26 protein-coding genes and 1 tRNA gene are annotated in these 24,894 nt (G+C 43.3%); 9 read left to right on the forward strand and 18 right to left on the reverse strand.

Going from position 1 to position 24,894, the window contains the following annotated elements:
- Positions 1–377 precede the first annotated feature (377 nt).
- The 7 genes from Xind_RS16695 to mutY all read right to left on the reverse strand — a co-directional run bounded on the left by Xind_RS16695 (position 378) and on the right by mutY (position 7,162).
- Positions 378–2,483 carry an AAA family ATPase gene (locus tag Xind_RS16695; RefSeq protein ID WP_187650540.1) on the reverse strand — a complete coding sequence of 702 codons (2,106 nt, stop codon included), beginning with the start codon at positions 2,481–2,483 and terminating at the stop codon, positions 378–380.
- 106 nt (positions 2,484–2,589) lie between these two features.
- Positions 2,590–2,796 (reverse strand): helix-turn-helix transcriptional regulator, encoded by a 207-nt coding sequence (locus Xind_RS16700; RefSeq protein ID WP_047683973.1) that lies wholly within the window; start codon positions 2,794–2,796, stop codon positions 2,590–2,592.
- 140 nt (positions 2,797–2,936) lie between these two features.
- Positions 2,937–4,211, reverse strand: coding sequence for a tyrosine-type recombinase/integrase (locus Xind_RS16705; protein WP_047683975.1), 1,275 nt, complete (start codon positions 4,209–4,211; stop codon positions 2,937–2,939).
- A 165-nt stretch (positions 4,212–4,376) separates the two neighbouring features.
- Positions 4,377–4,452: transfer RNA gene (locus Xind_RS16710), tRNA-Phe, on the reverse strand.
- A 153-nt stretch (positions 4,453–4,605) separates the two neighbouring features.
- Complete coding sequence (gene mltC, locus Xind_RS16715; RefSeq protein ID WP_187650521.1) at positions 4,606–5,679, reverse strand: membrane-bound lytic murein transglycosylase MltC; 1,074 nt, start codon at positions 5,677–5,679, stop codon at positions 4,606–4,608.
- A 111-nt stretch (positions 5,680–5,790) separates the two neighbouring features.
- Positions 5,791–6,063, reverse strand: a complete 273-nt coding sequence (locus tag Xind_RS16720; protein WP_047685529.1) for an oxidative damage protection protein — start codon at positions 6,061–6,063, stop codon at positions 5,791–5,793.
- Between the two features lie 58 nt (positions 6,064–6,121).
- Positions 6,122–7,162 carry an A/G-specific adenine glycosylase gene (mutY, locus tag Xind_RS16725; protein WP_187650522.1) on the reverse strand — a complete coding sequence of 347 codons (1,041 nt, stop codon included), beginning with the start codon at positions 7,160–7,162 and terminating at the stop codon, positions 6,122–6,124.
- A gap of 256 nt (positions 7,163–7,418) precedes the next feature.
- On the opposite strand from mutY, the gene trmB reads away from it, so the two are divergent.
- The 5 genes from trmB (at position 7,419) to Xind_RS16750 (ending at position 11,355) form a co-directional block, all read left to right on the forward strand.
- Positions 7,419–8,138 carry a tRNA (guanosine(46)-N7)-methyltransferase TrmB gene (gene trmB / locus Xind_RS16730; RefSeq protein WP_187650523.1) on the forward strand — a complete coding sequence of 240 codons (720 nt, stop codon included), beginning with the start codon at positions 7,419–7,421 and terminating at the stop codon, positions 8,136–8,138.
- Positions 8,138–8,464, forward strand: a complete 327-nt coding sequence (locus tag Xind_RS16735; protein WP_047685535.1) for a YggL family protein — start codon at positions 8,138–8,140, stop codon at positions 8,462–8,464. Before trmB ends, Xind_RS16735 begins: the two co-directional genes overlap by 1 nt.
- A gap of 46 nt (positions 8,465–8,510) precedes the next feature.
- Positions 8,511–9,482, forward strand: a complete 972-nt coding sequence (glsB, locus tag Xind_RS16740; RefSeq protein WP_047685537.1) for a glutaminase B — start codon at positions 8,511–8,513, stop codon at positions 9,480–9,482.
- Positions 9,483–9,562: 80 nt separating this feature from the next.
- Positions 9,563–10,285, forward strand: coding sequence for a DUF2884 family protein (locus tag Xind_RS16745; protein WP_187650524.1), 723 nt, complete (start codon positions 9,563–9,565; stop codon positions 10,283–10,285).
- 125 nt (positions 10,286–10,410) lie between these two features.
- Positions 10,411–11,355 (forward strand): siderophore ABC transporter substrate-binding protein, encoded by a 945-nt coding sequence (locus Xind_RS16750; RefSeq protein ID WP_047685541.1) that lies wholly within the window; start codon positions 10,411–10,413, stop codon positions 11,353–11,355.
- A 119-nt stretch (positions 11,356–11,474) separates the two neighbouring features.
- Here Xind_RS16750 and hemW read toward each other — a convergent pair whose 3' ends face one another.
- Genes hemW through Xind_RS16775 form a run of 5 tightly spaced genes read right to left on the reverse strand, consistent with a single transcriptional unit; the run spans position 11,475 to position 15,381 of the window.
- Positions 11,475–12,605 (reverse strand): radical SAM family heme chaperone HemW, encoded by a 1,131-nt coding sequence (gene hemW, locus Xind_RS16755; protein ID WP_187650525.1) that lies wholly within the window; start codon positions 12,603–12,605, stop codon positions 11,475–11,477.
- Complete coding sequence (rdgB, locus tag Xind_RS16760) at positions 12,598–13,191, reverse strand: RdgB/HAM1 family non-canonical purine NTP pyrophosphatase (RefSeq protein WP_187650526.1); 594 nt, start codon at positions 13,189–13,191, stop codon at positions 12,598–12,600. The genes hemW and rdgB overlap by 8 nt, the downstream gene beginning before the upstream one ends.
- A gap of 25 nt (positions 13,192–13,216) precedes the next feature.
- Entirely contained in the window at positions 13,217–13,783 is a 567-nt protein-coding gene (locus Xind_RS16765) for a YggT family protein (RefSeq protein ID WP_047685547.1), read from the reverse strand.
- A 33-nt stretch (positions 13,784–13,816) separates the two neighbouring features.
- Positions 13,817–14,638 carry a pyrroline-5-carboxylate reductase gene (gene proC / locus Xind_RS16770; RefSeq protein ID WP_047685549.1) on the reverse strand — a complete coding sequence of 274 codons (822 nt, stop codon included), beginning with the start codon at positions 14,636–14,638 and terminating at the stop codon, positions 13,817–13,819.
- Between the two features lie 26 nt (positions 14,639–14,664).
- Positions 14,665–15,381, reverse strand: coding sequence for a YggS family pyridoxal phosphate-dependent enzyme (locus Xind_RS16775; protein WP_047685551.1), 717 nt, complete (start codon positions 15,379–15,381; stop codon positions 14,665–14,667).
- Between the two features lie 22 nt (positions 15,382–15,403).
- On the opposite strand from Xind_RS16775, the gene Xind_RS16780 reads away from it, so the two are divergent.
- Positions 15,404–16,420: a type IV pilus twitching motility protein PilT gene (locus tag Xind_RS16780; protein WP_187650527.1), complete on the forward strand. Its 1,017-nt coding sequence runs from the start codon at positions 15,404–15,406 to the stop codon at positions 16,418–16,420.
- A 54-nt stretch (positions 16,421–16,474) separates the two neighbouring features.
- On the opposite strand, the gene ruvX is transcribed toward Xind_RS16780, so the two are convergent.
- The 4 genes from ruvX to rsmE form a co-directional block, all read right to left on the reverse strand.
- On the reverse strand, positions 16,475–16,897 hold the full coding sequence (gene ruvX, locus Xind_RS16785) for a Holliday junction resolvase RuvX (RefSeq protein WP_047685254.1): 423 nt from the start codon (positions 16,895–16,897) through the stop codon (positions 16,475–16,477).
- Complete coding sequence (locus Xind_RS16790; RefSeq protein WP_187650528.1) at positions 16,897–17,460, reverse strand: YqgE/AlgH family protein; 564 nt, start codon at positions 17,458–17,460, stop codon at positions 16,897–16,899. Before Xind_RS16790 ends, ruvX begins: the two co-directional genes overlap by 1 nt.
- 110 nt (positions 17,461–17,570) lie before the next feature.
- Positions 17,571–18,530 (reverse strand): glutathione synthase, encoded by a 960-nt coding sequence (gene gshB / locus Xind_RS16795; RefSeq protein ID WP_187650529.1) that lies wholly within the window; start codon positions 18,528–18,530, stop codon positions 17,571–17,573.
- Positions 18,531–18,539: 9 nt separating this feature from the next.
- Positions 18,540–19,271, reverse strand: coding sequence for a 16S rRNA (uracil(1498)-N(3))-methyltransferase (gene rsmE / locus Xind_RS16800; protein WP_047685263.1), 732 nt, complete (start codon positions 19,269–19,271; stop codon positions 18,540–18,542).
- 359 nt (positions 19,272–19,630) lie between these two features.
- On the opposite strand from rsmE, the gene Xind_RS16805 reads away from it, so the two are divergent.
- Entirely contained in the window at positions 19,631–20,155 is a 525-nt protein-coding gene (locus tag Xind_RS16805) for a prepilin peptidase (RefSeq protein ID WP_246432583.1), read from the forward strand.
- Positions 20,156–20,504: 349 nt separating this feature from the next.
- Here the strand turns inward: Xind_RS16805 and Xind_RS16810 are convergent, their stop codons facing one another.
- Positions 20,505–21,335: an MBL fold metallo-hydrolase gene (locus Xind_RS16810; RefSeq protein WP_369793168.1), complete on the reverse strand. Its 831-nt coding sequence runs from the start codon at positions 21,333–21,335 to the stop codon at positions 20,505–20,507.
- Between the two features lie 192 nt (positions 21,336–21,527).
- On the opposite strand from Xind_RS16810, the gene Xind_RS16815 reads away from it, so the two are divergent.
- Positions 21,528–22,442, forward strand: coding sequence for a LysR family transcriptional regulator (locus Xind_RS16815; protein ID WP_047685268.1), 915 nt, complete (start codon positions 21,528–21,530; stop codon positions 22,440–22,442).
- Here the strand turns inward: Xind_RS16815 and Xind_RS16820 are convergent.
- Positions 22,425–23,354 (reverse strand): LysR family transcriptional regulator, encoded by a 930-nt coding sequence (locus Xind_RS16820; protein ID WP_047685271.1) that lies wholly within the window; start codon positions 23,352–23,354, stop codon positions 22,425–22,427. The two genes, Xind_RS16815 and Xind_RS16820, sit on opposite strands and share 18 nt — an antisense overlap.
- 209 nt (positions 23,355–23,563) lie before the next feature.
- On the opposite strand from Xind_RS16820, the gene lysA reads away from it, so the two are divergent.
- A complete protein-coding gene (gene lysA / locus Xind_RS16825; RefSeq protein ID WP_047685306.1) occupies positions 23,564–24,862 on the forward strand; it encodes a diaminopimelate decarboxylase in 1,299 nt (432 codons plus the stop codon).
- Positions 24,863–24,894: the final 32 nt, after the last annotated feature.

Here is a 24,894-nt window from a genome sequence, read left to right on the forward strand (position 1 = left end):
TTTTTATTTCAGTAATCCCCTTTGTATCATCATCTGCCAGAGAAGACAGACTGATGGCCCAGCCAGCCCTAAGTTCGGCTTCAACTGACGCGCTGCGCTTGTCTTCTCCGTGCTACCGGGCTAATACATTAACCCGGCAGCACGGAGAGCTAGAAAAATACCTGCCAGAAAAAATATTTCCTCACCCGCTCCTCATTTTTCTCCTCACTTTTTATTTTCCTCACTGTGAAAACAGGTGAGCAATCGATAATTTTTTATCCTTAAAAATCAATGTGTTTTGTGCTCCTCACTTTTCTTGTATATATGAGAAAAAAGTGAGGAAAACGGTGAGCAGTAAAATCCCTCTCCTCACCGCTCCTCACTTTATGACTCACTTTTTAATCTTCATTATTCTGGTTAACAATGCTGAGTTCCTGCCCGCTGCGGGTAATGAGTCCATCATGTTCTAACTTGGTCAACCAGCGGCTGAAATTCTTCACATTCACGCCCATAGATTTTAAATCATCACGTATAAGGGCAACAGAACAAGGTTCTTTCAGGGCTGTGCGCGACCGGATACATTGCCATAATGCCGTGTGGTTATCTGTTTTATTGGGGATATGTTCAATTTCTTCCTCCTCAACCGGATCACGTGGCTTGTCAACCAGAACCAGTGAGGTAATATCCTCACCGTCTTTATCGGTAAAAAGTTCAACTACGCGCATGTCATAAGCTTTGGTTTCCGGTTCTTCGGCATCTTTCATTTTGGTGCAGGTGATAACCAGCGCACTGCCCTTTTTCCCTTCCCGGTTGATCCGATATTCAACATCCAGCGCCGCACGAAAGGCACTGGAACCTCTTGCGCCTTTGCTTTCATCCTTGCCGGAATGGTGAACCACGAGAATGCTTGCCCCTGTTTTAGCTTTCAGTTCATCACAGCCCCGGACAAACGCGCCCATATCTTTTGAATCATTTTCATCAGCGCCGCCAAAACAGCGAGCGAGAGTATCCAGAATAATCAGGCGTACCGGTTCACCTGTTTCAGACTCAACTTGTTGGGCGGCAATCACCAGTTCATGCACTTCGGCAGGCGAAGCCGGAAAGACTGGCGTATTGATCAGATACATATTTTTAACCGTCTGACCATTAACGATTTCCCATGCTTTGATGCGCCGGGGCACACCAATCCCGCCTTCGCCGACAACGTACAGTACAGAACCCTGAGCAACCTGTTTCCCTGCCCATAGCTTACCCGTGGCAATATGACAACCCCATGCGCCTGCCAGAAAACTTTTATATGACCCGCTAGCTCCGTAAATGCTGCATAAGGAATGTGCTGGAATAATACCTTTAACCACGTAGTCTAGCTGGGCATCAAAGCCTTCTGAGCCGATTGATAACGGTAATTTTGTTTTACGATTAGGGTAAATGCTTTCAACATTGCCATAACGACAGATTTCTATTGCGTCACTGTTCATCGGTTCCCTTACCTGAAATAAGCCCTCACAAAATGCCTGCTTTGCTGCCACAATGCCATATTGCTGGCGATAATCGTCCCAATCGGCTTTATGTTCTGTCGGTGGTAACGTAACCCAACCATTCACCGCCAGCGCCGCTTTTTCTGCTGAGAGCTTGCCGACATTCACTTTGGGTTTACCGTGTTTATCCAGCTCGTCGGGGCGGTGCCAGTCATTATCTGCGGCAATAATGATTGTGGTGTCCGGCCAGCGTTCCCGGATGGCTTTGGCAACAGAAGATAAATTGCCCTCATCCAGCGCCGCCAGAACAGTACCTTTATAGAGCTGGCTAACCGTGAGTGCTGTGGCGTAACCTTCGGTAATAATTACCGTCTCCAGATGCTCTTCCAGCGCTGTCAAGGGAATAAACGCCCCTTTTTTCTGGCTACCGGGGAAGAATTTTTTCTCGCCATTGGGTTTGATGATTTGAGCGCCGGTGACTTTTTTATCCAGTGTTGTCAGTACCAGCACTGTCGAATTATCAAACAGTAGCCGCTGATCAAGATGTTGCAGACCCTTTGCAGTCAGATAGGGCGATTGCCCGGCGACAGTTTGCGCCATCAGTGCCGCCACTTTTTCGGCAATCGGTGGTGTTGGATAATAGGTTTCTTTGGCGGGCTTGGGTTCGGGCAAAGGTAGTGCTAGCGCATCTGCAACCACTTTAGCTGCTTCAATGATGGAAATTCCTTTAGTTTTTGCCACTAAATCCAGCCCATCGCCATAGTTTGGGGCGTCACACTGACGGCAATGCCAGTTGCCATGATGATGATCGTCAATAAAGTGGAAACGGTCAGTACCACCGCAAATAGGGCAAGCACCATGTTTACCCTTTGCGGGGATATCAATACCACACGCAGGCAGCAGATTTGCCCAGAAATACATGGCAGAGGTTTTTACGGTCTGGATCAGATCAAGGGGTTTTTGGTTGCCAGTTGTTTTTTGAACTGTAAATTCAGGGCGAGTTTGGGTATGCTGTGTATCAGCCATCATTTTTACCTTACGAATGGTTATTGGTTAGACGCCTCGCAGTGTTGGTCGCACTGCGGGGCGTTGTGTTTTCTGTTACGTTTCTTATGTCATATGCTTTTCTGTGTCATGCCGCTCGTGATTCAGCAATACGCTGGGCAATCCAGTTATCAATTTCCGATTCAATAAAGGCTACGGAACGTGGACCGATTTTGACCTGTTTTGGGAATGCTCCGTCGCTAATCAGTTTGTAGATCCACGCCTTGCTGTAACCTGTTCTGCGTTGCACTTCCGGCAGGCGGATCAGGCTTACTTTCAATGCTGTCATTGTCATGTTAATTCTCCTGTTACCGAGTCCCTGAGCGCTCATCGTGGACGTTGTTTGATGACAGGCGGATTATTCCAAAAAGCAAGACTTAATGAACAGCGTTAATTGTTTTTCTCCCGATGAGAATTAATGGGTTGCAAATTGTACTAGCGGTTTTTTCTGTCGCGCAGTGGTTTGGCGAAATCATAGGGTGTGATTGACTTTTCCCGGTTCGCATCCAGATAATCCGCCCACCACTGCACCATCAGCCTCCGTTCATCCAGATGTTTGGAGGTGTGAATATACGCCGCCCTAACGTTGTTGCGTTCGATATGGCTGAGCTGGCGCTCAATGGCGTCATCGCTCCACAGGCCGGATTCCCCCATTGCCCCGCGTGCCATTGTGCGGAAGCCGTGTCCGCAGACTTCGGTCTGGGTGTCGTAGCCCATCGCCCGTAATGCCTTATTAACCGTGTTTTCACTCATAACTTTCGCGGAATTATGATCGCTGGGGAACATGACTTCGCTGTTGCCACTCAGTGCCTGTAACGCGTTGATAAGTCGGACAGCCTGACGACTCAACGGGACAATGTGATCGGTTTTCATTTTCATGCCGCGTTCAGAAAAGCGAACGCCTTTAATCGGTTGCCTTGTGGCGGGAATTTTCCACACGGCGTTTTCAAGGTCGATTTCCTGCCAGCGGGCAAACCTCAGTTCACTGGAACGGACAAATGTCAGCAGTGCCAGTTCTACCGCGATTTTGGTCAGCAGGCGCCCGCGATAAACAGACAATCGGTTCAGGAAATCCGGTAAATCTTCATGAGGCAGGGCAGGGTGATGGCGTGATTTTACGGTAGAAAGTGCGCCAGCCATATCACTGGCAGGACTGGATTCGAGGATATCATTCTGGACGGCATAGCGCATGATAGCGGTAACACGTTGTTGCAATCGCTGGGCGATATTGTGTTTACCTGCATCATCAATCATTTTGATGGGGGCTAAAAGCTGGCTGGTTCTTAGCGTGGTAATGTTGAGTTTTCCAATCTGCGGGAAAATGTACTGTTCAAGGCTGCGCAGCACGGTTTGGCGGTGGCGGTCGCTCCAGCGTTTGTTACTGGTGTGCCATTCCCGTGCGATATGTTCAAAGGTGTGTGTAGCGTTAGCTGGAAAAGCCGTGCCTTTTTTCTCAGCTTTGGGATCAATGCCTTGTGCCATCAACTTTTTGGCTTCATCGCGTTTAGCGCGGGCATCGGCTAATGATACGGCGGGATAAACACCAAATGCCAGACGGTCTTCTTTCTTATCGGTGGGGCGGTAATACTTCATACGCCAGTATTTTGAGCCGCGAGCAGTGACTTCTAAATAGAGGCCACCACCATCGGCAAGTTTGTAGGTTTTTTCTTTGGGCTTTGCAGTTTCGATTTGTCGTGCGTTTAGTTTCATTATTAAGGGCATTCCTGTCATCGAACGGTAAGTGCCCCGAATTATGCCCTTCGCTGCATCTTGATTGCAACAGACGAAACTAGACGTAGAAATAGATAAGAGTGTTGATTTTGCTGGATTTGAGAGAAATTGTTTGACTGGGCTGGACTTCACTGGAAGTTGAAGTGGTGCCCGGAGGCGGAATCGAACCACCGACACGGGGATTTTCAATCCCCTGCTCTACCGACTGAGCTATCCGGGCTAACGGGGACGCATTAAACCGTATTAGCTCCAATCCGTCAACGACTTTCTGCATAAATTTACTTAAGTGCTTTCAATTTGCTCAATTAGTTATAAATATAAACAAAGAGTGGAAAGATAAGCTCTTTTCCACTCTTTTATTTGTGGCGATTAATTATCGACGATAGCTTTTCTGTGCATTATTTACTTTCATCAAATAACGGCGTGATTCAGCTGATGGGTGTTTATTTGTCAGTGTCTCATAAACATCGCCTGGAGCCATTGAGTTAATTATCTGAGCAGCTTTCTTCTTATCACTGGAGAATACTCTTAATACACTGCCTGCACCACCGTTGTATGCTGTGATAACCGCATAGCGGCGAGAAGTTGCATTTTGGATTTCACCTAAATAGGTACTCTGCAATATCGCCAGATAAGCAGTGCCCGTATCAATGTTATTTGCCGGGTCAAAAAGATAATTGCGACTTGGTTGACCAGATTTACCCTGTAGCTTGAATACATCCTTTCCGGCAGTATGTTGGATGACTTGCATTAATCCCAGAGCATCAGCGTGGCTGACAGCGTAAGGGTTAAAACTGGATTCTGTTTGCATAATGGCTAGGATTAGTGATTCATCAACACCGTATTTAATAGACGCTTTGCGAATCATTGGCAGATATTTATGAGCTCGTTTGTCCAGATGGTTAGGAACTAACTGTATGGTGACAGACCAAATTATATGTAGACCTGATTGGCGTTTTTGCAATTTATTCTGGAGCAGGTAATTGGCAAAATGGTTTGCTCTCCATTCCCAGCGAATTGGTTCACCCGTGTTATCTAAAACTTGTCCATACAGAAATGGTTCTTTGCTAATTTCGATATCATTAGAATCAGAATAAAGATCGACAGAACCCGGATCATCACCCATTAACAATGTTGTTACAATCGCCTGGCGTAAATGTTCAGTAGGATCAATAGGAGATATTGTTTCAATGGTGATCGTCCCCGCTTCAAAATTGATATGGCTGCGGGTTTTATATTTATCTGTATATTTTACGTAATCTTTAGGACCTGCGATTAAAACTTCTTGTAATCCCCAGATATTTTCAATGTCATGAGCGAATTGCCCCATTAAGATATCAAAGCCATTCGTGTCTTTTATATATTCTTCTTTGTATTCAAAATCTTGTTTACTAGAGCAGGAAATTAGAAATGGGGTGAGCAGAAATAGTGCCAGCAGTCTTTTCATTTTGCGATGCCGTTGGGTATTGATATGTTGTTAGAGGTTATTAAGGTAAATTCTCATTTATTGGGTGATTTTTAAATCCTGAATTCACCCAATAAATATAGATGCTAAAGATTATTTTTCTGGCGGAGTGTAACCGTCAATTTGAATATCTTTCCCTTCAAACAGGAATTTCACCATTTCTTGTTCAAGTAATTTTCGATCTTCTGGCTTCATAGTATTTAATTTCTTTTCATTAATCAGCATGGTTTGTTTGCTCATCCATTGTTGCCACGCCTCTTTAGAAATTTCATTAAAAATACGTTTACCCAGTTCCCCAGGGTAGAACTGAAAATCTTGGCCTTCGGCTTCTCGTTGCAAAAAAGTACAAAAAATCGTTCTGCTCATGCTAGATCCTCTAAATCCTCAAAATAATGGAATGGAGCAAAAAATAGTGAGACAAATTTTAGCCCAACTGCTGCAAAAGGTACTCAACGGGCGCAGCCAATCCAATTGCTGCTGGCTGGCGTAAGTTATACCAAAGTCCTTTACTTTCATCCATGCAGGAATCAAAAGATAAGATATCGATTTTAATAGGGACGATATCCAGATGAAAGTGACTGAATGTGTGGCGAAATGCTGTTAGCTGTTCGGGCTTGTTATGAGAAATACCCGATTCTTTCAGCCACAGTTCCAGTGAAGTTGCATCAGTAAATTGCGGGAATGCAAATAGTCCGCCCCAGATGCCAGATAGTGGGCGTTGTTCTAACCAAACTGTATCGCCATTCTGCATCAATAAAAAGTAAGCTGTTTTTTCAGGGATACTCTGTTTCGGTTTTTTCCCCGGATAGTTTGCCCAGCTGTGGTTGGCATAAGCTATGCAACCTGTATTGAGAGGGCAAATTTCACATTTGGGTTTACTGCGGGTGCATACCATCGCTCCCAAATCCATCATCGCCTGATTAAAATATTCAACATCCTGTTTGGGAGTAACGCGGGTACTGATAACCCATAATTGATTTTCTACCTCTTTTTTTCCCGGCCAACCATCAACGGCATAGCAGCGAGCCAGAACGCGCTTAACATTGCCATCAAGGATAGGAAAGTGTTTTCCTTGAGAAAGTGAAAGGATGGCACCTGCGGTAGAGCGGCCAACACCGGGTAGAGCAACGACGTCATCAAAAGTAGTTGGGAATTTTCCATGATGCCGTTCAACAATTTGTTGAGCCGCTTTGTGCAAATTACGGGCTCGTGCGTAGTATCCCAGGCCAGTCCATAAATGCAAAACTTCATCCAATGGCGCTGCTGCCAATGATGCCACATCAGGAAAACGTGAAATAAATTTCTGGAAATAAGGTATCACTGTCGCGACCTGTGTTTGTTGCAGCATCACTTCTGAAAGCCAGACGTGATAGGATGTTTTTTCTAACTGCCACGGCAGGGTTTTGCGACCATAATGGTGATACCATTCAAGTACTGCTTGTGAAAATTGCTTTGCTTCCATCATTAGAATAATTGTCTTTATATCTGATAATAGTTTCGTGAACAGGATTGCAACATAGTGTAACCTCAGAGTAAACCCGAACTTTGTTTCGAAGCGCCACACAATTTAACATTAAAGTTGTGCTTACAGGCATCGAACTTGATAAACTCAGCCATCTTTGCATAATTGCGCTCTCTTTGGGCAATCCTGCGGTACATAACACCTCGGACGCCTGAGCAAATGCCTTTAAAACTGATAGAAAGTACCAATAGACAGTACCATGATAAATAACGTAATTTCACCGGAATATGATGAAAATGGCAGGGCTTTGCGCCGTGTCCGCAGTTTTGTACGTCGGCAGGGACGGTTAACCACTCGTCAGCAGCAAGCACTTGATAATGTGTGGCCGAAGATGGGAGTGGATTATCAGCCAGAATTGTACGATATGGCAGTACTGTTTGGTCGTGCTGCCCCTGTTGTGTTGGAAATTGGTTTTGGTATGGGGGCTTCTCTGGTCACGATGGCAAGTCAGAACCCAGAGAAAAATTTTTTCGGGATAGAGGTTCATGCTCCGGGAGTCGGGGCGTGTTTGGCTTCTGCACAAGATGAAAATCTCAGCAATCTGCGTGTGATGTGTCACGATGCTGTTGAAGTGCTGGAAAATATGATCCCGGAACAGAGTCTGGAAATGGTTCAGTTGTTCTTCCCTGATCCATGGCATAAAGCCCGCCATAACAAACGTCGAATTGTGCAGCCTGATTTTGCTCAACTGATCAGAAGTAAACTGAAAATTGGCGGTGTATTCCATATGGCGACGGACTGGCAGCCATATGCTGAACATATGTTAGAAGTTATGAGCGAAGCCGAAGGGTATCGCAATATATCGGAAAGTGGTGATTATGTACCACGCCCTGATTCACGCCCTGTGACGAAATTCGAGATGCGTGGTCATCGTTTAGGGCACGGTGTATGGGATCTAATGTTCGAGAGGGTAAAATAATGGCTAAAAATCGTAGTCGTCGTCTGCGTAAAAAACTGCGTATTGATGAGTTTCAGGAATTAGGTTTTTCAGTAAAGTGGAATTTCCCGGCCAATACCTCAGTTGAGGTTGTAGATAGCACAGTTGATGCTTTGATTGAAGAGTTAATCGAGCCGAATGGCCTTGCTCTGGATGCCAGCGGTTATTTGCAGTGGGAAGGTATGATCTGCTTGCAGAAAATCGGCAAATGTACCGAAGAGCATCGTCAGTTGGTTACTAATTGGTTAAAAGCTCGTGGTATGGAAGAGATTGTTACATCAGAATTATTTGATGTGTGGTGGGATTGATTCGCTGTTGTATTAAAAGTTGCGTTTTAAACAACAATGACGCTGTATGCAGGGGCTCTTTGTGAGCCCTTTTTTGTCTGGAGAAAAAGTGGTGAAGGTAAGGTTCTCTAATTCGTTATTGGCAGATATCTTAGATGAAGTACGCCCTTTGATTGGTCAAGGAAAAGTAGCAGATTACATTCCCGCTCTGGCAGAAGTTCCAGTAAATAATTTTGGGATGGCTATCTGTACGGTTGATGGACAGATTTTTAAAGCAGGAGATGCAGAAAAACGTTTCTCCATCCAATCTATTTCCAAGGTGTTAAGCCTGACATTGGCAATGACACGCTATAAGGAAGAAGACATCTGGCAACGGGTGGGTACAGAGCCTTCGGGGCAACCATTTAACTCATTAGTGCAGTTGGAATTGGAAAAAGGTATTCCCCGTAATCCCTTTATTAATGCAGGAGCATTAGTTATCTGTGACATGCTGCAATCACGTTTGAGTGCACCTAAGCATAGAATGCTGGAGTTTGTACGCAGCCTCACAGGGCAAAAAGCTATTGGCTATGATGATATTGTTGCCCGCTCAGAGATGGAGCATTCCAGCCGTAATGCCGCAATTGCTTACTTAATGAAGTCATTCGGTAATTTTGAAAATGATGTGCTCACTGTTCTGAAAACTTATTTTCAGTATTGCGCCCTGAAAATGAATTGTGTTGAGTTATCTCAGTGTTTTATTTACTTGGCTAACCAAGGGCGAATGATAGATTCTGGTCAGCAAATTTTAAGTCTCCGGCAAACCAGACAGATTAATGCCCTTATGTTGACGTGCGGTATGTATGATGGTTCAGGTGAATTTGCGTTCAGGATCGGTATGCCCGGAAAATCAGGTGTTGGCGGAGGAATTGTCTGTGTGGTTCCGGGAGAATTCACTGTTACAGTGTGGGCTCCTGAACTGGATCGTTCGGGCAACTCTCTGGCAGGTTGCGCAGCACTGGAAAAATTAGCCGAACGTATCGGGCGCTCTATTTTTTAATTTGAAACCTTAGCAGATAATTGCGGGAGCCCCATGATAATGAGTAAGGGATCGCAAAGCCGAGGATACCAGGAGAATGTATGTTACGAAAAATTGTGATTGCTGCATCGCTGTTATTTGTTGCTCAGGGGCAAGCGGGTTCAGAATGCCGGACGACACTTAAAGATGACATTATTGTTACACCAGAATCTGTCCAGATGATTGGCGAAAACGACAACCTGAAAATTCTGCCTGATGGCTCTGTGCTTCGCAATGGTAAAACATTATCACTGAATGTTGATCAACGCAGCAAAGCGAAAAAATATCAGCAACTTATCCGTCAGGATTTGCCCTGGGTGAAGAAAGAGGCTTTAAGTCATTTAGCAGACGCGCGTCAGGCTCTGGATAAAGTTGTTGCTGAAACAATGGGAAAGGATAGCAATATTCGTGTCCGCTTGACCCAATTGGAATCTGGTCTGAATAAGCAAATTGATAAGGTACTGGAAACCCGCCCTAATGGCATTGCCTTCAATTATCAGGTAATCAAACAGGCAGAAACAGAAGGGCAGAACCTTATCCAACAGAGTTTGGGTGGTATTTTGCAGGACAGTATTAATGAAATGAGCCGTAATACGAGTAATCAGAATGGTGACGGCAAACAGATGCTAATGTCTCTCCTTGGTGGATTGGGGAGCGCACAAAATAGCTTTGATGCAGAATGGAAAAAACAGGAAAAAGAGCTGAAACGCTTTAGAGAAGAGGTGTGTAATAAAGCGGATAAGCTGGAACAGTTACGTATCAACCTATTGAATTCTATCAACTAAATCACAATATGGTTTATATCAAATAAGAATCAATATGAAATTGATTCTTATTTGATTGACATCCTATGTTTGGTCTCTAGAATGCAAATCATTTCCTTATTCACATGATTAATTCAGGTGCCACAATGAAAAAGATCCTGCCGATTGTTTTAGCTTCATTGTTTTCTGTCACTAGCCATTCCGCATTTAGCCAGCAATCCGTAACATTTACGCCAAATTCAGTAATGGCTCAGTCTGGTGAGTATGTCACAATAAAACATTTTTCCGGTGAAACTAAAGTTAAGAAAAACCCAGAAAGAGTGGTTTTATTTGATTTTGGTACTTACGATTCCATGGCAAAGTTAGGGTTAGCCGAACGTGTTGTTGCATTGCCTGAGGAAAGTTTGCCCGAATATGTGCGCAGTAGCGTATCTGAAAATATGCATGATGCCGGAGGAATGAAATCACCAGATTTGAAAAAATTGGCTGAAATCAAACCGGACTTGATTGTGATCACCGGGCGTCAGAGATCTTTTTATGATCGTTTATCGCAAATTGCACCAACTATAGATTTAAGTACGGACAGTAAAAACTACCTGCCATCTGTGGAAAGTAACATTAAGTTATTGGGTGAATTACTTAATAAACAGGATGCAGTGAAAACTCATTTGGCTGATTTGGAGAAAACCATTGCGGTAGCGCAGGAAAAAGCAAAATCGTCAAATAGTAAGGTATTGGTTTTACTGCACAATGCTGGTGAATTATATCCGAATAATCAAGCAATTGTTTACAATGTGGTAAAAACACAACGTGCAGAATTGCCACCTAAATCAGATAACGATAAGAGCCGCATTGTTACACCAGAAATGATTGCGCAGACAAATCCTGATGTGATTTTTATTATCGATCGCAGTAAAGCAATTGGGGCGGGGGAATTGACAAAAGCCCAGTTTGAAACTGAACAGGTGAAATCAACTAACGCCTATAAAAATGGCAAAATAGTCTATCTGCAATCTGATTTATGGTATCTGTCTGGTGGTGGGTTAGATAGTTTGACACGTCAGGTGAATGCTGTTGCTGATGCATTGTAACCATACACATTAATCTATTTTCTTACATGATCAAATAAGGCTGCTCCTTTGGTTTTTAGGTGCAGCCTTATTTTTATAAGACGGGTTTTACCAGAATGGTTTTCTACAAGAACGGCTTTCTACAGAAACAATTCCAACAGTGAATTCAGGAATAGTTTGCCGTGCTTAGTAATTTGCCAGTGCGTATCGTTTTCAGTGATATAGCCTTTCGCCAGCGCCTTATCGATTTGTGGACGGATAGCGTTTTCTGGTAGTCCAGTAAATTGGCTGAAATGTTGCCGTGGCATTGCTTCCAGCAGACGAAAACGATTCATGAAAAATTCAAATGGACGATCTTCATTATCCACCTGATTTTGTTGATCCAAATAACGTCCCTGCATATAGCCGCGCGGATGTTTGGTTTTCACCGTGCGCAGGATGTGCCCATCTGTAAACGAAATCTTTCCATGTGCACCACAGCCAATTCCCAGGTAATCGCCAAAACGCCAGTAATTGAGGTTATGCTGACATTGATAACCCGGTTTGGCATATGCTGATGTTTCATACTGCTGATAGCCTGCCGATGTTAATAATTGGTGACCTTGAGAGAAGATATCCCATAGTGCATCATCATCTGGCAGAATTGGTGGGCGAGAACCGAAACTGGTATTGGGTTCAATCGTCAACTGATACCAGGACAGATGGGGCGGAGAAAGTTCAATGGCCTGGCGCAAATCGCTCAGTGCTTCATTCAGTGTCTGGTTAGGCAAACCGTGCATCAAGTCCAGATTAAAACTACGTAATCCAAGCCCATCCGCCAATCGTGCCGCTCGTTTAGCTTCTTCCGGACCGTGGATGCGCCCTAAGCGGATGAGTTTGTCAGAGCCGAAACTTTGTACTCCTATTGAAATCCGGTTAATACTCGCTTGTTGATAGGCACTAAAACGATCAGCTTCAATGGTTCCCGGATTAGCTTCCATGGTAATTTCTGCTTGTGGGGAAAGTGGCAGTGAATCCCTTACTCCATCAAGTAATCGTTGCATTCCTTCAGCGCTTAGTAAGCTAGGTGTACCACCGCCGATAAAGATCGTCGATACCTCACGACCATCAACCATGGGGAGGTCATTACGTAAATCAGCCAGCAGATGTTCGACATATTCCTGATGTGGTACATCCCCCTTTAACGCATGTGAATTGAAATCACAATAAGGGCACTTCTGTACACACCAGGGAATATGAATATAGAGACTAAGTGGTGGTAATTTAAGCATTACGCATAGCTTCCAACAGCATTTTTAAGGCTTGTCCACGATGTGAAACAGCACTTTTTTGCTTACGACTCAGCTCTGCTGCTGTACAGCCAAATTCTGGTATATAAAAAATGGGATCATAACCAAAACCGCCGCTTCCGGCAGGCTCCCGGCTGATAACACCAGACCAGCGACCATGGAAAACCAGAGGAGTTGGATCTTCTGCATGACGTAAATAGACCAGAACGCAATTAAATTGTGCCTGGCGTTGTGCATCAGGGACATCGCGCATAGCTTCCAGCAATTTTTCCATATTATCTTGGTCGGAGGCATCAGTTCCCGCATAACGGGCTGAGTAGATGCCCGGAGCACCACCTAACACATTGACTGATAACCCTGAATCGTCAGCAATGGCGGGTAAACCTGTGACAGCAGCAGCATGGCGAGCTTTGATGATGGCATTTTCAACAAATGTCAGACCTGTTTCATCTGCCGAGTCCACGCCCAATTCAGTTTGGGCTACGATATCTAAACCAAAGTCAGCCAGCAAACCAGCCAGTTCACGTACTTTGCCTGCATTTCCCGTAGCGAGAACAACTTTCTGCATTGTTATTATCCAATTAACTTATTATTTATTGACCAATTAAGGCCGGAACTAACCACGCCAAAACATCATAACGGAGAGCGTTTAGTGCATACAGGATCAATATAACAATCATGGCTGAGAAATCGATCCCCCCCATTGCAGGGATAATTCGACGGATCGGTGCCATCAGCGGTTCTGTCAGTTGGAATAGAACATAATCAACAGGATTACGTCCCTGGCTGATCCAACTCAATAATGCGCGGACGATGACAAGCCAAAATACCAATTTTCCAGCGGCAGTAAGCAGTTCGATTAACCCAAGCAGGAATATCATGGCAGAAGGTAGTAAGAATTGTCCTGCTGCTAACCAGAAAGGGAGTAACATTTTGATAAGAACAAGCAAGTAAGCTAAAACAACTGAGGCTGAATCAATAGGGCCAATAGCGGGGATAACTCTACGCAATGGACGCACTACCGGTTGGGTGATTTTGACGATAAATTGTGAGAATGGATTATAAAAATCGCAACGCGCCCACTGCATCCAGACCCGAAGCAGTAAAACTGCGGTATATAAGTCCAGAACCGTAAAAAAGAGAAAGTTTAAGAATTGCATGTAGCAGCCCTGATTAAATTACATTTGATTGATTTAAAATAATTTTTCCATTTCCTGTGCCCGGCGGATTGCTCCTTGCATGGCTTGGGATACAATTTCCGGCAGATTGCTTTCGTAAAAAATACGTAATGCTTCAGCAGTTGTTCCCCCTTTAGATGTTACCTGTTCGCGCAGAAGAGAAAAAGGAAGTTCTGCCTGTGATTCAGCAAGTTTAGCTGAACCAATGGCCGTTTGCAGGACAAGTTCTCTGGCCGTTTGGCTGTCAAAGCCCAAACGTTCAGCTTCCTGCTGCATCGATTCCATAAACAGGAAGAAATAAGCTGGGGCACTTCCTGCGACCGCAATAATATTGTTGATATGATCCTCATTCTCAACTCTACAGACTTTACCGACACTATTCATCAATGATTCAGCAAATTGGCGATCAGACTCGTTGACCTGTTCAGGAGCGAACATTCCGCTGATCCCTTGCCCAATCAGAGCCGGGGTATTTGGCATGATACGGATAATATTGAGATTATCTTGCAGAAATAAGTAAAAGCGGGAAACAGGAATGCCGGCAGCAATGGAAAGAACGAGTTTTTGGTCGAAATTTACCTGTGAGCGCAAGGGACCACAAACTTCTTCCATCATTTGAGGCTTAACTGCTAGCACAACAACCTCTGCCTCTTGAGCATAGCGAATATTGTCACTTTGGCTGTTAACGCCATATTTTCCAGCCAAGACATCACGGCGAGTCGTACTTGGTGAGCAGACAGTGATAAGTTCGGCAGGATAACCTTTTTTGACCAATCCGGCGATGATGGCATGAGCCATATTTCCAGCACCGATGAAAGTGATTTTTTTATTTTCCATGAAGAATCACCTCGAATAATATCTGGTTAATTTTGTTCAGTTAATTTGGCAGAGCTATATTGGCGGGCACCGAAAATTGCTGTTCCAATGCGTACTAAAGTTGATCCGCAAGCGATAGCTGCTTCCATATCATCAGTCATTCCCATAGAAAGTGTATCTATTTGTGAATATTGTGCCTTTAATTTAATAAATGCTTGTTCCATTTGGCGAAAAACGTCTGTTTGTCGTTCAAAATCACTTTCTGGTGCAGGAATAGCCATCAAACCACGTAATACCAGATTAGGCAGAGAATTGATAATTGCTGCCAGTTCCTCCAGTTCTTCCAAAAGAATACCTGATTTACTGCTTTCCCCACTGATATTAATTTGGATCAGAACATTCAGTGGAGCCAGCCTTTTAGGCCGTTGTTCACTCAAGCGTTGGGCGATTTTCAAACGGTCAATGGTATGACACCAGTCAAAATGTTCGGCTACCAGACGGCTTTTATTAGACTGCAAAGGGCCTACAAAGTGCCACACTAAATCGTCGTGGTTAGCAAGCTGTTGAATTTTTTCAACGCCTTCCTGAACGTAATTCTCACCAAATTCCCGTTGACCTGTAACTATAGCTTTTGCGATAGCTTCCACAGGTTTGGTTTTACTGACTGCAAGTAACGTAATTTCTTCTGGAGAACGTCCGCATTTTTGAGCTGCAAGTATGATGTGGTTCCTGACATCGTGAAGATTTTGTTCAATATTGTGCATGAGAAACTCAGGAGATTAAAAAATGAATATGGAAAAATTAGTGGCCCTTAGTGTAAAGCATAATGCTTCCGATCTGCATCTTTGTGTCGGGCAAGTGCCAATTTTGCGCATCAATGATATGTTGTATCCGCAAACACAATTATCAGAAATTGATGGTGATTTCATTATGGCATGGAGCAAAGTCGTATTGCCTGAAGAACAGCAGCAACAGTTACAGATAATCGGGCATGTCGATTTTGTCGTAGAAATGCAGGATAAACGGCGGCTAAGAGGAAATCTGTTCTATCAACAAGATCATATTTCATTGGTGCTACGGTTAATTCCTGATAAGTGCCCGACATTGGAACAACTATATGCTCCAGAAGTTATCCAGCGCCTTATTTTACAGGAAGAAAATAATCTGACAGAAAATGGCTTGATATTAGTGACAGGAGCAACCGGAAGCGGTAAATCGACGACATTGTCAGCGATGATTAATGCTCTCAATAATCACGTCAGAAAACACATTGTCACGTTGGAAGACCCAATAGAATTTGTACACCGAAGCCGGAACTGTTTAATACAGCAAAGGCAAATCGGGAAAGACGTGCCAGATTATCAAACTGCATTAAAAGGGGCATTACGGCAAGATCCTGATGTAATCCTGCTAGGAGAATTGCGTGATAAGGAAACGATCCGGTTAGCATTGACAGCCGCTGAAACTGGGCACTTGGTTCTGTCAACATTACATACTCGCGGGGCAATTCAGGCCATAGATCGTCTAGTGGATGTTTTTCCCGCCGATGAAAAGGGATGGATATGCAGCCAACTGGCGGGTAGTTTAAAGGCAGTTATTGCCCAACAATTGCTTCCTGCTAAAAACGAAAGCAGGGTGGCTATTTATGAAGTTCTGGTCGTCAACCAGGCTGTCAGCCATTTGATCAGGGAAGGAAAAAATCACCAGATAGCAACATTAATGCAGACAGGATCTGCCTGCGGTATGCAAACTTACGAGCAAAGCCGCCAACAGCGCAAATCGTCGGGGTTGCTAGTGGAATAATGGCATGATGGAAAGTTCATCATGACCAGAATTCACAGTGATCGCTGTTTTGGGCTATGAATACCGTTGCTCAAACCAGCTTTCCAAAATGACGACAGCAGAAGCGGAATCAACTTTGCCTTTATCAAGGGCGCGATATCCACCATGATCAAACAAGTGAGATCGTGCTTCTACCGTGGTTAGGCGTTCATCGTGTAGCTCAACCTGGACGCCGAAACGACCATGTAAACGGTTAGCAAATTTGCGTGCCTGTGCTGTAACCAGTTGCTCTGTACCATCCATATTGAGTGGCAAACCAACAATGACCAAATCCGGTTGCCATTCTTTCAGGAGCTTTTCAATCATATCCCAATTGGGAGAACCTTCTTTTGCTTTGAAAGAATCTAATGCTCTGGCTGTGCCGGTTATTTCCTGCCCGATGGCTGCACCAATACTACGAGTACCAAAATCGAATGCAATTACTGTGCGATTTTTCATCAGGCATGCCCTGCTTGTAATGCGAGATTGTGGATATTAATTCCCAATAAGGATGCAGCTTCACGCCAGCGGTCGGCAACAGGGGTATTGAAAATAATGGAAGCTTCTGCACCGACGGTAAGCCAGCTATTTTCCATAATTTCTTTTTCCAGTTGGCCTTTTTCCCAACTTGAGTATCCAAGAGTCATTAAAACATTTTTTGGTTGGCGTGGTGTACCTAGTGCTTCCAGCATATCTTTGGAAGTGGTAACCATTGTTTCATCAGAGACTTGGATGCTGGAACTGAAGCCGGATTGTGGTGTGTGTAAAATAAAACCATGCTCTTCAGACAGTGGGCCGCCAGCCATTACAGGCTTATTCAGATTGATATTATCGTCTCTGTCTTCGGGGGCGATATCCAACTTCTTCAAGATCCCTTGAATAGAAATCTGAGCTATTGGTTTATTAATAATTAACCCCATTGCCCCGTTTTGATCATGTTCGCAGATATAAACTACAGAACGATTGAAATAAGGATCAGTGAGCGAAGGCATGGCGATGAGAAAATGATGCTGTAGATTCATGTGTTTTCTGATAGTTATTTTTACAATATATGAATGAGTTGGCCCACACAGTATGTGGGCGCATATGATAAATGGCAAATACTGTCAGGAAATGGAAGCTGTTTAACCGATTATACTGTCTGTTTTTCCAATCGTTTTTCAATCGCATCCATTAACATGCCTGTAATGGAGATTTCAGGAAAAGCGGCTTCTATTTCACGTACACAAGTTGGGCTGGTAACGTTGATTTCAGTCAAACGGTCACCAATGATATCAAGCCCAACGAAAATTAAACCTTTTTCTTTTAAGACAGGAGCGACAGCGCGTGCGATAGCCCAGTCACTTTCTGACAGTGGACGAGCTTCCCCACGCCCGCCTGCTGCAAGGTTACCACGGGTTTCACCCTGGGCGGGGATACGGGCCAGGCAATAAGGCACGGGTTCGCCATCAACAACCAGTACACGTTTATCTCCATCCTTAATGGCTGTCAGAAAATTTTGTGCCATACAGAAGTGACTGCCATGCTCGGTCAGTGTTTCAATAATCACACCGATATTCGGATCATCTTGCTTCAGGCGGAAAATAGAAGCGCCACCCATACCGTCCAGTGGTTTAAAAATAACATCACCATGTTTTTGGTGAAATTCACGCAGAGTTCTTGCGCTACGTGTTACCAGAGTATCTGGTGTCAATTCAGGGAACCATGCGGTAAACAGTTTTTCATTACAGTCACGCAGGCTCTGTGGTTTGTTGACGATCAGGCTGCCTTTGGCTTCAGCCCTTTCCAAAATGTAAGTGGCGTAGATATATTCAGTATCAAAAGGAGGATCTTTGCGCATCAGGATAACATGCAATGTATCAAGGGCTATATCCTGTTCAATGCCAAACTGATACCACTGTTGAGCGTTCTCTTCCACTGTAAGCAAACGGGTTCGTGCACGACCTTCCCCCTGATGCAGATAGAGGTCATTCATCTCCATGTAATGGATTTCCCATCCGCGTTTCTGTGCTTCCAGCAGCATGGCGAAACTAGTGTCTTTCTTTATTTTGATGGATGAGATTGGATCCATCACTATACCGAGCTTGATCATTCTTTCTCCTTAACCCAGATCACCAAAACGCACTTGTAATGCTGTAATTGCAGTGAGTGCCGTCGTCTCTGTCCGCAGGACACGAGGGCCTAACAGGATATCAGTAAATTGGTGATTTGCCGTCATTTCTATTTCTTCGGCGGATAATCCCCCTTCTGGGCCAATCAACAGGCGAACTTTTTTCACTGGTAATGGCAGTGTATTGATACTTTGGCTGGCACGAGGATGTAAATTTAATTTTAGGCTACTATCGTTTTCTGCACACCATGCTTCGAGTGTCATAACCGGACGGATTTCAGGGATCTGATTGCGTCCGCATTGCTCACAGGCAGAAATTGCGATTTTTCTCCATTGCTGTAATTTTTTTCCCAGCCTTTCTGCATCCAGTTTCACACCACAGCGTTCAGAAAGTAATGGCGTAACAATATTAACGCCTAATTCAACGGATTTTTGAATTGTGAATTCCATTTTTTCACCACGGGACATAACTTGCCCCAGATGCAGATCCAATGGTGATTCGCGGTTAGACAATTTGCCTTCAAGAATGCGCACTTTGACTGCTTTTTTACTGGCTTCAGTAAGTTCTGCATCAAAAACCTGATTGCTACCATCGAAGAGTTGCAATTGTTGTCCACTACTCATTCTGAGCACACGGCCAACATGATTGGCAGCATCATCACTCAGGTTGATTACGGTTCCTACAATGAGTGACTCAGGATGATAGATGCGGGGAATTCGCATATTTTTTCTTTCCTTCTTTTTTCCGGATAGTTCCTTTCCAGATCGTTCAGATACAGCCTAACGCTATATCATAAAGTTAATTTATCGCCATGATAAATGAGCGCTGATTGCATGATCAAGCTATCTCTCAGACTAAAAGAAACTCAAGGTACAGTTGCGAGCTGGTTCGCATATTTATTCCATCATGGCTGTTTTAATGCATTTTTTATTGCCAATGACCTAAACGGGAATTTAGTATTCACCGTGTTCTGATTAATATCAGAGAATAAATAGGGAGTATCGTATGTCCTGTGAGTTTCAAGATGTAGCTAAAAAGTTGCAACTTGAAAGAAGGGCAGGGATAACAGGGATGTTATTTTATGGAAACTATATTGAACATTTTCATGGATGGGAAAAATGTATGGTTCAATAACTTCGTCAATATAAATGAAGTAATAATTTTATTTTTCTGCATCGTTTTATTTTTCTTAGCAGTGATCGATATAAAAACTTATCAGCTACCAGATATTCTCACTCAACCTTTATTATGGCTTGGATTGGTATTTAATAGTCATAGTGATGTAGTTCCAATAAAGAGTGCGATATATGGCGCCATATCAGGGTATTTATATTTATGGGTATTGTATTGGTTTTGTCGGTATGCATTGAAGGAAGAGGGGATAGGTTACGGTGATTTAAAGTTGACTGCCGCAATTGGTGCATGGATTGGTATAGAAATGATACCTATGTTGATGTTGTTGGCTTCATTATCTGGGCTATTAGGGTTTGTTATAATTTGGCTGAAAAGAAAAAGCTATCCTGAATTTATCGCTTTTGGGCCTTATCTCTGTTTTTCTGCCATATTTTTGATGGTTTTTAATTTGCATGGGGCTAATGTGATTTAGTTTTAGTAAACTTAGATAATTATCATATAAAATCTAAACATGATGCCTCTCCTTTTAAACTTTTGAACATCAGGAAATACATCAAAAAAGAAAAGCCACAACATGTTTATGCTTGTCACTGTAGCAGTATGTGGGGAAGAATGGTTGAGAGAGTTCATTTTATTCTTTAATATTTGCAATTTTATAATTGTAGTGTGAAATATAGCGTGAGATATTTTGAGTCTTATGTTAGATGAAAATACTTACTCAAGAAATGTCTATTCTGACGATCACCACTTCCATAGGCGGTGGTTTAAGACTGGTAATAAAATATGGGTGCTACTTTTTTCGTAACACCCATATTTTTAATTTATTGAGGCCACTTCATTTCGCCTTTCAATACTTTGGCACTTAATTCAAGACTGGATTCATCAGCAAGGTTTGGGTAATGTTTTTTCATGGCTGAAATTAATGCTTCTGAATCTTTTGCTTTTGGTAACTCTTTTTCCAGTGTAGTCAGATAATTTTGGGTAAAATTTACTGATTCCAATGTCATTGATGAATTTCCCAGATAATGACCGGGAACCACAGTTTTAGGTTTCAAGTTTTTGATTCGCTCTAATGTCTGCATCCAGTGCTGGCGTGATGATTTGGTCTGAGTATCAGCAATCCATACATGGATGTTGTCAGAAACAGTTACACCACCAACAACTGCTTTTAATTTCGGGATCCATACGAAAGTGCGGTCTGCGGCAGGGCCATTTAAACCTTCAACAATTAGTTTTTCACCATCTACGGTAAAGGTATTTCCTTTCAATGGTTCAGGCACAATAATTTTTTGGGGTGCTTGATCTTGTAGGATGCCCCCCCAATAGACCAGTTTACCATCTTTGGTTTCTTTGATAGCTTTAATCGTTTCAGGTGAAGCGATCACTTTGGCATCAGGGAAAGCTTCAGTGATCACATCAAGGCCAAAATAAAAATCAGGATCAGATTGGCTGATGTAGATCGTTGTCAGTTTTTTACCGGTCTGCTGGATCATTTTAACCAGTTCTTGAGCGTCGCTTTTTTTGAATTGTGCATCGATCAGTACAACTTCATGTTTGCCACTGATGATTTCAGAAGAGACCGGGAAAATGCCGGCTTTGCCCGGATTGTAGACATCTAACTTAAGATCGGCAGCTTGGGCTAATGTCCCCATTCCCAGAGAGAGTGTTGCAGCCAGAACGGTATTTCGTATTGTTTTATGAGCCATCATCGAATTCCTATACAAAAATGCTTATTTGCTTGAGCGATTCATATAATAAATTGCATATTTCGATTTAAAAATCCCATTACTGGCAACTATTTGTTGCATATATCGAGCTAATCAACATGGAGATACAGAGACAAGATGGACAGGATCACCGCAGCACAGGTTTTTGTCACAATTGTTGAACAGGGCAGTTTGAGTGCAGCAGCAGAACGACTTGATATGTCACGGGCAATGGTGTCACGTTACCTATCTGAAATGGAAAGATGGGCAGCAGTTCGTCTTCTGCATCGCACAACGCGTAACATAAGTCTGACTTCAGAGGGAGAGCAGGCTTATCAGCGTAGCCTTAAATTAATGGAGTTAGCGGAAGCGATGCCAACTCAGCAATTGGCAGAGGCTCATACCCTGAAAGGATTATTAAGGGTAGGTTGCTCTCAATCGTTGGGAGTCAGCGCACTGTCTGTGGCGATTACTGAATTTATGCGGAAGTATCCTCAGGTCGCTGTTAATCTGCAAGTCAATAATAAAGTCATTAAATTGGTTGAAGAACGCATTGATTTAGCAATCCGCATTACCAATAATTTGGAGCCGAATTTGATTGCTCGTCCGCTATCGACTTGTCATTCTGTTGTTTGTGCCGCTCCCTCTTATTTAGATGGCAAAATAATCCCGCAAAAACCCGTCGATTTGGCAGAACATAATTGCCTGACATATAACTTTTTTGGTAAGAGCTTATGGCTGTTCGAAAAACAACATCAGCAGTATTCAGTTCCTGTCAGTGGGACGTTAAGTGCCAATGAATCTACGGTGCTTATGGAAGCCACATTGCAAGGAGCCGGTATCACTATGCAACCTTATTATTCCGTCTCACCTTACTTAAAATCCGGGCAGTTGATTGAGCTATTACCTGATTATCAACCTCAGGCGATGGGAATTTACGGTATTTATGTTAGCCGTCAAAATATGCCCGCCACTTTACGGGCATTATTGGATTTTCTGGTTGAGTGGTTTGCATCTTCTCCCCACTGGCAACAATTAATGTTGAAAAGCTAATGCTAATTTTTGTGGAAAGAGATCAGCCTGCTGCTTTAAATGAGTAATAAATATTTCGACAGGCTCTGAAGATGGGCGATGAATAGGTTTAATTAAGCTGACTGTGAACGGAATTTCGATACTGAATGGCCGCATGCAGAGCCCGGCATTTTTATCCAGATAATCCAGTGCTGTCAGTGGGTTGACAATCGATACACCAATACCTTCACTGATCATGGCGCATACTGATGCCGCACTGTGAGTTTCCATGATCATTTTGCGTGAGACCTGATATTTGTTAAATATCGCATCAATCAGTTGTCTGTAGCTATCTGTAATAGAGAGGCTGATAAACGGCTGTCCATGAAAATCTTCTGGTTCTAGTCGCGCTTTTTGTGTGAGTGGATGGTTGGTGGGCAAAACACAAACTTCATTCAATGTCATCAAGGTTTCACGTCCGGTTCCCGCGGGTGTCTGCATATGTTCAGTCAAACCGAGATCGTAGCGTTGTGCTGAAAGCCATTCTTCCAGTAGTGGTGATTCTTGTGGAATGATTGTTAGCTGCGCATCAGGGTAGGATTGGATAAAGCTATGACAGGCTTTAGGCAATAAGGATTGGGAAAATACTGGCAAACAGGTCATGGATAGTTGGGCATATTCAAACTGGCGGATACAATCTGCCGTATTGAGTATTCTTTCCAACCCGTAATAGGAACGCTGTACCTCTTCAAATAGTCTTATTCCCTGTGCTGTTGGGAATAAACGCCCCTTTATCCGATCAAATAACTTCAATTTCAGTAATTGTTCAAAGCGTGCCAGTTCACGGCTCACCGTTGGTTGTGAGGTTTTCAATAAAATCGCTGCATCAGTCAGATTCTTGGTGGTCATGACTGCATGAAAAATCTCTATATGTCGCCATGAACAGGTGTGCATAACCTTCCCCCCTTTTTATTTGGTTTGCTTTTTCACGTAAGGTAATTATCTATATTGAAAGTCATATAAACTGGATACCACATAATAATGCGTTTAAAAAGAAAGCAAAGCGATATCACAGATGAATAGATGATAGTGAAAAGGATATTTTTATTCCTGTCTGATTGGTGCCAATAATGAAGCATCGGCTGATTTATGAGAAAGTCTCAATGACAAAACCAACTCTTACCACTTCTTTAAGTAAAAATTTTACACCAGAGAAACTCCTTAGCTTGCCCGCTGTTTATGGAACACCCTTGTGGATATATGACAGCGCTATCATTATCAGGCAAATCGAACAGTTAAAGCAGTTTGATGTTATTCGTTTTGCACAAAAAGCCTGTTCCAATACCCATATTCTGCGTTTAATGAGAAAACAAGGTATCAAAGTGGATTCGGTGTCATTAGGAGAAATTGAACGTGCGCTTCATGCCGGATTTCAGCCAGGACGTGATAAATCAGAAATCGTATTCACTGCTGATCTGATTAATGAAGAGACGTTGGATCGTGTAATTGAATTAGATATACCCGTTAATGCAGGCTCTATCGATATGCTGGAACAGATTGGTCAACGTCAGGCTGACCATCCGGTTTGGCTGCGTATTAATCCGGGATTCGGGCATGGTCATAGTCAGAAGACTAATACCGGCGGTGAAAACAGTAAGCATGGGATCTGGTTTCAGGATTTGCCTTTAGCTCTTGAGAAAGTTCGTCAATATAAACTGAACCTGATAGGTTTGCATATGCATATTGGTTCAGGGGTTGATTACCAACATCTTGCCAATGTTTGTGATGCTATGGTGGAACAGGCTGTATTGTGTGGGGTGGATATTCAGGCCATTTCGGCAGGAGGAGGGTTATCCATCCCCTATAAAATCGGTGAAGAAGTTGTAGATACCGACCATTATTACAGTTTATGGCATAAAGCACGCCAACGTATTGAACAGCAACTGGGGCATCATATTGAGTTGGAAATTGAACCTGGTCGTTTTTTGCTTGCCGAAGCAGGGATTTTGATGACAGAAGTACGGGCGGTAAAGTCTATGGGAAGTCGCCATTATGTGCTGGCAGATGCAGGTTTCAATGATTTGATGCGGCCAGCAATGTATGGCAGTTATCACCATATTTCTGTGTTGTCTGAAAATGAGTTAGCTGGAAATGGGCAAAATAGTGAAGGTAAGAGCAGCGAAAGGACAAACTTACAGGAAACGTTGGTGGCAGGACCATTATGTGAATCAGGAGATGTCTTTACTCAGTTGGAAGGGGGGGAGGTTATTCCCCGTATGTTGCCTGATGTTTCTGTCGGGGATTATCTGATTTTCCATGATACAGGTGCTTACGGTGCATCTATGTCCTCAAATTATAATAGCCGGCCTCTGATCCCTGAAATATTGTTTGTTGATGGTGAACCTCGTTTAATTCGACGTCGGCAGACAATACAAGAATTGTTATCACTGGAAGTGATGTAAGAATATGAGGGCATAAAGCCCCCATATTTTTT

Source organism: Xenorhabdus indica (assembly GCF_014467235.1).
Lineage (GTDB): Bacteria > Pseudomonadota > Gammaproteobacteria > Enterobacterales > Enterobacteriaceae > Xenorhabdus > Xenorhabdus indica.